The 11,560-nt window shown below is 54.5% G+C and carries 8 protein-coding genes, 1 tRNA gene, 1 pseudogene and 1 CRISPR repeat array; of the genes and pseudogenes, 4 read left to right on the forward strand and 6 right to left on the reverse strand.

Annotated features, from left to right (window positions below):
* Position 1 precedes the first annotated feature (1 nt).
* A complete protein-coding gene (gene cas2, locus WMO26_RS04505; protein WP_349218448.1) occupies positions 2–292 on the forward strand; it encodes a CRISPR-associated endonuclease Cas2 in 291 nt (96 codons plus the stop codon).
* A 159-nt stretch (positions 293–451) separates the two neighbouring features.
* Positions 452–2,040: direct repeats of the CRISPR family, unit length 33 nt; unit sequence GTCGCCCCTCGCGAGAGGGGCGTGGATTGAAAT.
* A gap of 68 nt (positions 2,041–2,108) precedes the next feature.
* Positions 2,109–2,342, forward strand: a complete 234-nt coding sequence (locus WMO26_RS04510) for a hypothetical protein (protein ID WP_349218450.1) — start codon at positions 2,109–2,111, stop codon at positions 2,340–2,342.
* Positions 2,343–2,603: 261 nt separating this feature from the next.
* Here WMO26_RS04510 and WMO26_RS04515 read toward each other — a convergent pair whose 3' ends face one another.
* The 4 genes from WMO26_RS04515 to WMO26_RS04530 form a co-directional block, all read right to left on the reverse strand.
* Positions 2,604–3,266: a potassium channel family protein gene (locus tag WMO26_RS04515; protein ID WP_349218451.1), complete on the reverse strand. Its 663-nt coding sequence runs from the start codon at positions 3,264–3,266 to the stop codon at positions 2,604–2,606.
* 28 nt (positions 3,267–3,294) lie between these two features.
* Positions 3,295–3,921, reverse strand: a complete 627-nt coding sequence (locus WMO26_RS04520) for a potassium channel family protein (protein WP_349218453.1) — start codon at positions 3,919–3,921, stop codon at positions 3,295–3,297.
* Between the two features lie 362 nt (positions 3,922–4,283).
* Positions 4,284–4,360: transfer RNA gene (locus WMO26_RS04525), tRNA-Arg, on the reverse strand.
* Positions 4,361–4,449: 89 nt separating this feature from the next.
* The gene (locus tag WMO26_RS04530; RefSeq protein WP_349218454.1) at positions 4,450–4,617 is read right to left on the reverse strand and encodes an alpha/beta-type small acid-soluble spore protein; all 168 of its coding nucleotides are present in this window, start codon (positions 4,615–4,617) and stop codon (positions 4,450–4,452) included.
* 175 nt (positions 4,618–4,792) lie between these two features.
* Here WMO26_RS04530 and WMO26_RS04535 point away from each other — a divergent pair, with 175 nt between their 5' ends.
* A complete protein-coding gene (locus WMO26_RS04535) occupies positions 4,793–5,083 on the forward strand; it encodes a DUF2508 family protein (RefSeq protein WP_349218456.1) in 291 nt (96 codons plus the stop codon).
* A gap of 38 nt (positions 5,084–5,121) precedes the next feature.
* On the forward strand, positions 5,122–5,340 hold the full coding sequence (locus WMO26_RS04540; RefSeq protein WP_349218457.1) for a pro-sigmaK processing inhibitor BofA family protein: 219 nt from the start codon (positions 5,122–5,124) through the stop codon (positions 5,338–5,340).
* A gap of 42 nt (positions 5,341–5,382) precedes the next feature.
* On the opposite strand, the gene WMO26_RS04545 is transcribed toward WMO26_RS04540, so the two are convergent.
* Together WMO26_RS04545 and WMO26_RS04550 are read right to left on the reverse strand one after the other, a co-directional pair.
* Entirely contained in the window at positions 5,383–5,961 is a 579-nt protein-coding gene (locus tag WMO26_RS04545; RefSeq protein ID WP_349218459.1) for a DUF4364 family protein, read from the reverse strand.
* Between the two features lie 1,160 nt (positions 5,962–7,121).
* Positions 7,122–11,276, reverse strand: a pseudogene (locus WMO26_RS04550) (rhamnogalacturonan lyase family protein).
* Positions 11,277–11,560 lie beyond the last annotated feature (284 nt).

Consider the following 11,560-nt stretch of genomic DNA (forward strand, 5'->3'; position numbering starts at 1 on the left):
GATGTTGGTGCTCATTACCTACGATGTCAATACCGAGGATGCCGCTGGACGCAAACGGCTGCGCCAGGTTGCCAAGCAGTGCGTTAACTATGGGCAGCGGGTGCAGAATTCCGTGTTTGAATGTTTGCTCGACCCTGCCCAGTGCCGGATGCTGCAAAGCAAGCTGTGCGCGATCATAGCGCAAGAGAAGGACAGCTTGCGGTTTTATTACCTTGGCAATCACTATCAGACCAAGATCGAACACTTTGGTGCAAAATCCGGATATGAACCTGAAGGGGTTTTATTGGTTTAGGTGCGAAGCAGGATCAATCAGCATTTGTTTGACGGTTCGCACCCGGATAGGACCTGTTTTGAAAATTTCTTTGTATCGGCAAAGGTACAAAAGCAGAATGGATCGCTCGTTTTTATGTAGAATGACGAAAAACGAGCAATGGTTTTGTTCGATTTTGCTGTCGCCCCTCGCGAGAGGGGCGTGGATTGAAATAGGGCTGCAGCGAAAGCATTGGCTGCCTCCACCAGGTCGCCCCTCGCGAGAGGGGCGTGGATTGAAATCGGGTCGGAGGCACCGCGCATGTCCGACCTCAAAGTCGCCCCTCGCGAGAGGGGCGTGGATTGAAATCGTATTCGTATTGGATTCGGATTGGATTGGATTGCGTCGCCCCTCGCGAGAGGGGCGTGGATTGAAATCAGATATCAAGCGCGTTTCCGCTTGCGTTTTGTTGTCGCCCCTCGCGAGAGGGGCGTGGATTGAAATCTTTGGAAGATGCAGCGGCGCGGGGCCTCCTCACGTCGCCCCTCGCGAGAGGGGCGTGGATTGAAATATTTTTTGTTGTGGTGTAAAGCTCCACAGTAATACGTCGCCCCTCGCGAGAGGGGCGTGGATTGAAATTGTTTTCCCGCTGCGCACCAGGTCAATGTAGTCCTGGTCGCCCCTCGCGAGAGGGGCGTGGATTGAAATCAACGGCAAAACCCTGGACGATTACTGCGACATCGTCGCCCCTCGCGAGAGGGGCGTGGATTGAAATTCTGATGATAGCGCAACTCTGCAAGGTTTAAAAGTCGCCCCTCGCGAGAGGGGCGTGGATTGAAATCAGCCAATGGGCGGTAATGTTCGGAATCCGCATGGGTCGCCCCTCGCGAGAGGGGCGTGGATTGAAATTCGTCGACTATTTGCGCTACGAGAAGGAAAAAGCGCGTCGCCCCTCGCGAGAGGGGCGTGGATTGAAATTGCGATAAGATGCAAGTCAAGATGCAAGTCACGGTGTCGCCCCTCGCGAGAGGGGCGTGGATTGAAATCACAACGGCTTCGCCGTAATCCTCGCCATAATCAAGTCGCCCCTCGCGAGAGGGGCGTGGATTGAAATAATCACCTTGGAGACGGCGTTATATCAATGGAAAAGTCGCCCCTCGCGAGAGGGGCGTGGATTGAAATCTCTGTGGCGCAGATGGTCGCCGGGAACTGGAGCGTCGCCCCTCGCGAGAGGGGCGTGGATTGAAATTGCAAACCATCACCACCTTTTGCATACCAAAAGTAGTCGCCCCTCGCGAGAGGGGCGTGGATTGAAATTCAAAAAGGAGGTTAGCGAATGGCTGATGAAACAAGTCGCCCCTCGCGAGAGGGGCGTGGATTGAAATCCAAATGGCTAAGGAGACAGGGATTAGTATTGCAGGTCGCCCCTCGCGAGAGGGGCGTGGATTGAAATGGTTATCTCCCCGAACAAATGTTCGAAGAAAGGGTCGCCCCTCGCGAGAGGGGCGTGGATTGAAATTCTTATGCCCTTATTAAGGTGGTGATACTTTGGCAGTCGCCCCTCGCGAGAGGGGCGTGGATTGAAATCGCTTGGAGAAGAACTGATACCAGTACTTAACGAGTCGCCCCTCGCGAGAGGGGCGTGGATTGAAATTCCGATTTCGCGGAATCGGTCCAGAGATCGGTCGGTCGCCCCTCGCGAGAGGGGCGTGGATTGAAATTTGGGTTAGGAGCATTTCGATCTTCCGGATATGGCGGTCGCCCCTCGCGAGAGGGGCGTGGGTTATAATTATCATATCTATAGACATGAGTACAATGACAAACGGTACGAATCAAAAATCAAAGGGGTGAAAGAAAGGTGAAAGTCCGGTATGTGGGGAAAAGCTTCGGAGTAGACAGCCTAACCAACGGAAGGGTCTATGAATGCTTAGGGGTGGAGCTTGGTTTCCTCCGGGTCATCGACGACAGCGGAGAGGATTACCTCTATTCCGCATATAGACCTGCGCCTTTGGACGGCTCTTCTCCCGGCGGCCGTTGGGAGATTGTCGAGGATGACAGCAAAGGGACTCTTGCAAAAGCAATCCATTTATAATTGCTCCATGCTTTGCATAAGGGCAATCTCGTCGTTCATCTCGCGAGGGGTGCGGGTTGAAATTTTGGACTTGAGGATGGAAAATGCGGTCGGGCTGTGTTACTCCTCTCATGAGGGGTGTGGATTGAAATGTGTGTCCCATGACGTATTGCAGCGCTTTTGGGGACATCTTTTATGGAAAACAAAAGGCGAAAAAGAGGGCCCGCGTTGAACGCAGTCCCTCTTTTTCTGTTTATCAAACTTATTATTTGGTTGCTGCCCTTATTTCTTCACTGCCGTCAGCGTCTTAACCAGCTGCTTGCGGTCCTTGCTCGTGGATACCGCCACCAGCTCGTCACCCGGCTGGATGATGGTGTTGCCCCGAGGAATGAAAAACTCGCCCCGGCGCACCACCGAAACGATGATGCATTCTTCCGGCAGAGGAATTTTGCTGATACGCATATTGCTTACCGCCGCGTTCTCCGGCACCTTGATTTCACAAATGACGCCCTCGCCGTGAATGGAAGCCAACAGACGGATACCCACCGTGTCAACCGTCTGTTCAATCAGACTGGTGATCAGGCCTGTGGAGGAAACCGGAATATCTACCCCCAGCTTGCGCATGATTTCCAGGTTCTTTGGATTGTTGGAGCGGGCAATGGTCTTTTTCGCGCGAAACCGCACCCGTCCCAACTGGCAGGCAATCAGATTGTTTTCATCCTTGCCGGTGACCGCCACCAGCGCATCGCAGTCACTGGCTCCGGCAGAATCCAGAGATTCGATGGTGGTGCCGTCCCCGCAGACTACTGGGATATCCAGCTCGTTTGCAATCCGGGTGCAGGCCTCTTTATTGGTCTCAATCAGGCGGATGTCGTGGCCGTTCTCCAGTAGGGATTTGCACAGATAATACCCTACCTTGCCGCCGCCGACGATGATAATTTTCATGGATATTTCTCCCTTCTGTTCCGGCCGGTCAGTCGACCACCCGGCAGCAGATCACCTTGTCGCCTTCGTCAATGATGTACTCCGGAGGAAGCTTCGCCGCCAGAATAATTTCACCCGAGTCCTTCTGTACCCCGAAAATTTCCTCGTTGTCCCGCAGCGGTACGTGTAAAAGTGTCTTTCCGCGGATGGACTTGTCCGGATGCTTGACCGCGAAGCCCACTGTGCAGTTGTCGAAGGAAAGGGTGCGCGGATCATCCTTGTCGATCATCACCGAGTAAAGCGTGTCCACCGTCAAGCGGGTGGGGCAGATGGTTCGGATGCCGAAGTGACTGAAAACCGTTTCTCTGGAAGGGTCCACGATGCTGGCCACCACCCGCGGAACCTTGAACACCTCCAGCGCCATCTGGGACACCATAATATTCACATTGTCGTCGTTGGTGACCGCTACCAGCGCATCGCAGCTTTCGATCCCGGCATTTTGCAGGACTTCCTGGTCCACCGGTATACCGACCACCGTGACCCCGGAAAAATTAAGTCCCAGCTGTTCGAGCTTCCCCGGGTCCCGGTCCACCACCGCCACATAATGCCCGTACCGGTTGAGTGCTTTTGCCAAACGCACCCCGATTTTATCGCACCCAACAATCATGACATTCATATGCTTCTCCATTTCCCGCGCATCTCTCTGCGCGTATCGAATCCTCGTCCGCCGAAGAAAGACGGACCTTGCAGACGAAGCGGACTTCTGTTACACCCGGTTGACCAGAGCAGAGTATGTTTGTCATCTTCGCCTGACATAAAAAACGGCAGGACTCCAAAAAATCCCGCCGCCGATGGACATGCGGGACAAAAGGCGGCCCCGAAACGATGCATCAACGTAAAACGCACCTCAACCTAAGTGAGGTGCGCGAATACTCTGAGAGCTTGCGCTGCGAGAAAGATATCACCTTTTCACGCGTGCGCTTCAGAGAAAAGAAAAGGAAAGAGTCCGAACGCGAATTGCGTCCAGACTCTGCCTGGTGGCCCGCCCGGAGGGATTCGAACCCCCGGCCTCCAGAATCGGAATCTGTCACTCTATCCAGCTGAGCTACGGGCGGATACTGGTTTGCCCAAATACTATACCACAACCCGGCAAATCTGTAAAGAGAGAATTTTATATAATTTCCATTTTATTCATATCAAAAAACTATTGCGGCCTTTTCCTGCTCATAAGCGCGCCGATCCGGCCGGTTTCCCGGGCGGTGAGGCCGCCCCAGCCTTCCGCCCGCAGGCGGTCGCCAAGCCCCAGGCTTTGGGCAATGCGGATTTTTTCCAGGTCCCGCGGCGTCGGTTCCTTTTTCTTTTTCTGTGCCAATGTGACGGCCTCCTTGCTTTCGTTCTGTCCCTAGTCTCTGCGGGAGAAAGAAAGTTATGCATCTTCTACCAAAACAAAAGGGAAAAAATGGGGAGATCCGTATAAACCCTGTCATGTCCGCCCATCCTACTGGCATATAAATACCACAGGTACTCTACCGAAAGGCGTGAAAGACATGAGCGGACTCAAAGAATGGAAAAACCAGCTGTTCCAAAAGAAACCCGACGCACAGGAAGTTTATACCCAGGAGCTGCTCGCGGAGATTCGGGAGGTATGCCGGCAGATGCAGAGTGCCAACTCCCGGTTTGCAAACGAAAATGACAATGACCTGGTAGACGCGTGCATTTATGAGATGGAAGCGCTCAACGCCCGTTACCGTTTTCTCATCAAGCGGGCGAGGGAGGTAGGGATTACCTGCACGCCGGTCCAGGCCAGAGAAAACAAGGGGGGAGAACAGGTGGGATAGGTGCTGTAGCCGCGGTTGCGGTTTTAGTAACCGGCGGTTTGGTCATCATCGGCTTCATGGTTCGGTCCGGAAAACCCGTGCGCAGTCTTTTGAGCTCAGCGGTGCAGGGAATTCTGGCCCTGGCGGTGGTAAACCTGACCGGTGCGCTGACCGGGGTGACCCTTTCCGTCAACGCGGCGAGCCTGGGCGTAGCGGCACTGGGCGGCATTCCAGGGATCATTGGAATGCTGATGATGAACATAGTGATGGCGGGGTAACGTCAAGAGGGGCAAAGCAATTGCTTTGCCCCTCCATTTTGTTTATACGCCGATCATCCGCCGGAAAGCCTCCATGTCCCCGGTCTGCAACGCGAGCACGCCCGCATATACCCGGCCCGGGTCTCTCAAAAAGTCCTCCCGGATTACCTCAGCCTGAATGCGGTCGGCCACCAGCAGGGAAAGCTGCATCAGCTCCCGTTTGCCGTCGGAAACGTGGCACACAACCGTGAAGCCGTCCGGCGTCTTGTTGATTTCCACCTGATTTTCCCGTTCCAGCTTGATCCGAGTCATCAGCTTCATTGCCGCGTGCACCGCCTTTTCCCGCACGGAAATGGGCAAATCCGATTCCAGCGTCTGGGCAATCCGGCTGCCGGTTTCGGTGACGGTGAGCATATCGTCCCCTTGGGTGGGCTGGATATGCCCCCGTTCCAGCAGCTCCCCGATCGCGTCGGTCACCTCGAAATAGTTCGCCAGTCCGTTTGCCTGGACGACCTGAATGATGCTGTTCCTGGAGAGGGGCACACCCACGCTTTTGAGCAGATAACAGACGAGGAGAAGCACCTGGCTGCGGCTGGTCAGGCCTCCGGGAGCCACCCCGTTGATAAATACGTTTTGCTCCATGGTCAAACCGCCTTTCCATAAATGGGATTGCTTCTATTATACAACTTTTTTTCGTCCGGGAAAAGGGCCAGACAAAAAAGCACCCCGTCCTCCCAGAGTGAAGAGGACGGGGTACATAAAGGAGATGACTATCAAAGCAAGGAAATGCGAGATCTTGCTTTTGATTAGTATGGTGAGGCAACGCGGCTTGCCGCTTGCAGCCAGAGTGAAAAAACACGACCGGCTACCGGGTACGTTTCCCAACTAGAGCACTTATTTTTACGGGAATCCATGTCAGTTATCTTACCAAAAACATCACGGTTGTAACTCGACTGCCGAATAGAGGTCAACCGAACCAATGCTCGGACAGTGCCGCCGCAAAGGGCGGCGGTCAGCCCCAGCTCAGAACTTTTCCTGCACAAATGCGTATTCTTTTTCCCACAGCGCCGGCTTGTGGAAGCTGCTCCATCCGGTCAGCGCCGCAAACAGCATCCATCCCAACCAACAAGGGACAACTCCTGCATATGTGCAACTAGAGATTTTTCTCCTCTTTTCTTTCTCCTTCTTCCATGGTCATATATACACCGTGTTTCAGCGCCACGGGCGGATTGCAGATTTTGGCATACCCCTATGCCGAAATCAAAAAGAATCCAAGTAACGAACAAAAACACAGTGAATATAACAAAAGAAAACATAAGCAAAATAAATAGATAACAAATAAAAAATGCAAATGTTATATTTATATTGCTGAGTTTATATTGTAATTATAGTTTTCTTACCGATTAAAGTTAAGTGGAAAAAACAAGCGAAATACTCGAAAAATTCATACTCTTTTAATTCATAAATCATTTTAATCCTTGTTTTCAGAAAATAGTAATCAATATTTCGAATAAAAAAGTAATTTATCGAAGATTTGCTCTGGCCAAGCAAGCAACTAGGTATCCTATTTTGACAGAGTGTTTCGAAAACAGGATGGCGTACCCGCCACCGGAGTACAGAAATGAGGAAGAAACGTGTGAACATTTTTTACATATCACATTTGAAGGGGAAACCCCGAAGAAACTCCCCGTGCTGCGGTGTGCGGCTTTCACCGGCATCTGTCTTTTTATGCGAAAAGTCCCGGCCTGCAAAGGCTTGCAGGCCGGGACGCGAGGGAAACTCATTCAGAGGAAGAGAAATGCCTATTTGGTAACGCGGACGGAAAGCGGCAGCGTGTCCTCCGCCCACGTAAGGTCCGCACCGGCAATCTTTACCGTAAAGTTACGGGCGCCGGGAGTACCAACACTCAAGGTGTAGGTCCAGGTGCGCACACCATTTTCGTCCACATACGTGCACGTGGTAGGCGCAAGGCCCATGCCGGTTTCGTTGAAGAGGCGGACCTTAGCAACATTGGTGGAAGTCTTGATGGTGGCGGTAATGGGCTCGTTGACCTTGCCGGTCGGATCTATCGCCGCCTCGATAAGTTCGATCTCGCCGCCCGGGGTAACCGATGCGTCGCCAATATGGAAGCGGACGGATACGCCCGTGTCAACGCCGTCTGCGTACACGCGCAGAGTACGGTCGCCCTTGGTAGCCAGAGAGAAGGTCAGGGTCCAGGTGATGGAACCGTCACCGTTGTCCTTGATATCGCGGACGGTTGCCAGGCCGTTGCCGTTTTCACCCACCAGGTAAGCCTTCGCTACGGTATCGGGGGTGGTGATGGTAACCTTGATGGTTTCGTTGACCGCATAGATTTCCTTATCGGCCCAAGCGGTGGTCTCTACGGGAGTGGGGGGTACATCCGGGTCAAATCCGTTGGTGTACGTGACCGGATAGGTGGGCAGTTCCATGTTCAGAACTTTATCCTTCACATCCTCGCCTAGATAGAAACCGCCGATATGAGGAGGCTGGTTGTAGGAGGTGTTCTGGCTGGCGACGCCGATGCGGTAACCCGAATCGTGCATCAAGGTGTAAATCATGTAATCGGTGGGGATGGTGGTGGAGTAAATGCGCAGCTCGGTGGAATCGGTGTTGCGGGCTACGATTTCCTCGCGCCAGTCGCCGAAGATGTCGGCGGTCAGGTTGGGCGTATTCTTGGTGCCGTTGTTGGTCACCGTGCCTTCCAGAACCGCAACCGTATCCAGGGTATTCTGTTCCCAGTTATACTTATAAATGGTCTGTTCGGTGCCGCCGTTGGAAGCACCCGGATTCTTGCCGTCGGGCAGTTCGCTGAGCAGATCGCCGTCCCAATAGGTGGCCCAGTTGCACACCATGCCCTTGGGCTTGGTTTCCACAACCGTCTCGCCGTAAACATTGTACATGGAATCGGTGGGGTCGATGATTTCGCTGGAAGGCTTCTGCGCCCAGACTTCAAAACCCGGATTGGGGGTAACGTTGGCGGCGATGCCGCGGCCGATATCCTGGTTGGCGTATTTCTTGCCGAAAATAAACGCGCCGTTGGAGGTGTCCACCACCGTGAAGTTCATCGGGCTGGCGGAATCCTCGTAGGGCATCATCAGCTGCATGCCCTGGCGGTCCGGGAAGAAGGGACCCATGTGCAGGGCGTCGCCGTGGCCCAGGTTATAGGACGTGGCTTCCTTGCCGTTCTGGCTCCACAGGCGGGAACCGTCATAGTTGATGGCCAGCGGGCCGGTGGTGATCTCATCGAAGCCATCGCCGTCCATATCGCCGGCAACTGCGTAATGGGCGCCTTTGCCGGTGTAATCGCTGGCATTGGGAAGCTTGCTGGAGTCAAAGCTCCAGTAATGCTGCAGCTTGCCTTCGACCACAAAGTACGCGCCCATAGTCACCTTGGTGTAGTAACCGCGCTGCTCCAAGATCGCCGGGCGGGTTTTGGTGGCGTCCTGGGGATCGGGCGCGTAGAACATGGTGTTGTTGAAGCGGTCGGAGCGGTTGCCCCAATCGTCGCCCCACAAGGAAGCGTCCACGATCTTGTTGGGATAGTCGACACAGTCCATCAGCGCACCGGTTTCGCCGTTTACCAGGATGAGGAATTCGCCCTAGCGCGGGTCGATTACATGACCGTTGGAAGCGACCCAGTCTGCGGTCGGGTCGCCGATGGTGGCGACGCAGTACTTGTCTTCCATGGTCATGATGCCCTCTTCGTTGGGCACGTAGATCTTCGTTCCGTCGGCGGCCTTGACGACGAACTCCGCCTTGCCGTCCTCATCGAAGTCATAGAAAAGGAACTGGTTGTAATGGGCGCCGGAGGGCTCGTTGTAGCCGATGTCCACACGCCACAGGATGGTGCCGTCCATTTTGTAGCAGTCAAAATAGGTGGGGCTGGTCATACCGGTCTTGCCGGAGTCCATGGAGTTGCTGGGATACCACTTGACCACGATTTCATACTCGCCGTCTCCGTCCACATCGGCAACCGACGCGTCGTTGAGGGAGTAGCTTCCGATGGTGCCCGACCCGTCATGGGTGGGTCGGTCGGCGGGCTTTTGAACCGCAATGCCCAGATAGTTCTGGCCCAGCGCCGTGAAGGGCTCGCTCTTGGTGGACTTGCCGCCCTGAATCGACTCGATGACGTACACGTCGCCGGCCTTACCGGCCGCGTCCACAAAATTCGTCTTGGTGGTGATAGGCTCTGCGTTGATCTTCTGGTCGTTGCGGTAGACGTTAAAGGAGATGCCGGTGTTATACTCCGTAGAGAGCAGGCGCCAGCTGACGAACACACCGTCCGCCGACTGCATGGCCACGACGCCCCGGTCCAGCCACTCGGTGGAACGCGCAATGGCGTTATAACCGGCGGGAGGCGGATTGATAAACACCGTGAAGGTGGGAACGATGTCGCGGAAGTTGTTGTATTCCGCCGGGAAGGTGCCGGTGAACACATACTGGCCCGCCTTTGTTTCATCGAAGGCGGGGGTGCTGGTCCATTCGACCGGAATGTCCTTCATCGTCTTGTCGCCCATGGAGGCGGTGACGGTGGTGGGCAGGGTGATCGGATCGCCCAGATACGCATAAATATTACTCGGCTGGGTGATGGACATAATCGCGTTTGCAGAATAGAGCTTCGTGTAAACACAGAAGTTGTCGATGCCGCTGGTAAAGGTGTGGTTTTTGCCGCTCAGGCGGATGCCCTGCATGGCGATGCGGGTGATGCCGCCGGCGGTTTCCTCGTTGAGCGGGATGTCCGCATAGGTAAGAGCGGAATCCGGTTCGCCCCGCTTGGAAATCACCAGGGTAGCGGTGTTTGCCTTAAAGTTGAAGGTCAGCTCCACGCTGTACCAGACGTCCTGCTCGGTAAAGCCGATCTTGGCGGCTTCGGTGGGAGAACCGTTCTGGTTGCCCGCATAGTAACCAAGCTGGCCGTTGGAGTTTCTCGACTGGAGGGCGAACACCTGCCCGTTCTGCGAGAAGAAAGCGAACTCGTTGGAGTTATCCCCGGAGACGTTGGAACCGGGCAGCCAGTCGAAGGTGAAGTACAGAAGGTCCCCTTCGATGGGAGAGTCAAAGCTCTTGCTGGCGGCGCGGCCGCCCGACTGGCCGGCGATGGAGAACTGTAGGTAATGATTGCCGTTGGCTTCGGAAACGTTCGTGGGGTTGGCGTTGCCGTCAAAGCCCCACACGCCGCCATCCTCAAAGTCGGCAGACTGGCTCAAAGACAGGGGGGATTTCACGCGGATGGAAACGTTGTCGATGCCGTTTGTGAAGGTGTGGTTGATGCCGCTCAGACGCACGCCGTTCATGGCCATCCGGGTGATGGGGCCGACGGTTTCGTCCGCCAGGGCAATGTCCGAATAGGTAACGGCCGTCTCCGGTTCGCCCCGCTTGGCAATGGTGAGCGCGGCGGTCTTGGAGGCCATGTTCAGGTCGAGCGTAACGCTGTACCAAGCCGTCTGATCGGTAAAGGAGATGGGCGTAGCGGCGGTAGGCGCGCTGGACGTGCCCGTGCTGTTGCCCGTATAATAGCCCAGGCTTCCCGCCGCGTTGGCGGAGCCTTTGGACTGCAAAGCAAAGACTTGTCCGGCCGCCGAATAAAGGGCGAACTCGGTGGAGTTGTTGCCGCCCGTGCTGGTGCCGGGCAGCCAGTCAAAGGAAAACTGGAGCTCATCCGCGTCGTATGGCGTGGCAAAGCTCTTACTGGCGGCACGGCCGCCCGACTGGTTGGCAATGGAGAACTGCAGGTAGTGGTTTCCATTGGATTCCTCTGCAATGGAAGGGTTGGCGTTGCCGTCAAAGCCCCACAAATCGCCGTCTTCGAAGTCGGTGGAATCGTTGACTTCAAAGTCAGCGGGAGGCGCTGCGAACGCGGTAACGGTGAAGACACTCATTACCATGCTCAGACAGAGCAGCAACGCAAGGAGTTTCCTAGTTTTCATTGCTTTCATACATCTCCCTTTTCTTTATTCATCTGAAATACCAGATGGTACCATCATCATATATGATTTTGCTAAAATAGTCAATTTGTTTCCTAATTTTTTTATCAGTATAGATTTATTTTCGGAATTATGTCCTTTTTTGAGGATGGATATTGTGCAACTAGACATACAAATTTTTTTTGCCGTTCTTCCTCAGAGACTCATTCCGATTTTCACAGGATGAACAGAAAAGGAGGTTATCAGAAAGCGGCATCAGCGGCATCATGGAAAAAGCCCCCGCGGATCCGATCGGG

Source organism: Solibaculum intestinale (genome assembly GCF_040096205.1).
In the GTDB taxonomy this organism is placed as follows: Bacteria; Bacillota; Clostridia; order Oscillospirales; family Acutalibacteraceae; genus Solibaculum_A; species Solibaculum_A intestinale.

What these genes read in the sequence shown, in the direction of transcription:
- WMO26_RS04520 (WP_349218453.1), bottom strand. Translation starts at nt 3,921, where the DNA reads ATGAATGTCATGATTGTTGGGTGCGATAAAATCGGGGTGCGTTTGGCA.
- WMO26_RS04535 (WP_349218456.1), top strand. Translation starts at nt 4,793, where the DNA reads ATGAGCGGACTCAAAGAATGGAAAAACCAGCTGTTCCAAAAGAAACCC.
- cas2 (WP_349218448.1), top strand. Translation starts at nt 2, where the DNA reads ATGTTGGTGCTCATTACCTACGATGTCAATACCGAGGATGCCGCTGGA.
- WMO26_RS04515 (WP_349218451.1), bottom strand. Translation starts at nt 3,266, where the DNA reads ATGAAAATTATCATCGTCGGCGGCGGCAAGGTAGGGTATTATCTGTGC.
- WMO26_RS04545 (WP_349218459.1), bottom strand. Translation starts at nt 5,961, where the DNA reads ATGGAGCAAAACGTATTTATCAACGGGGTGGCTCCCGGAGGCCTGACC.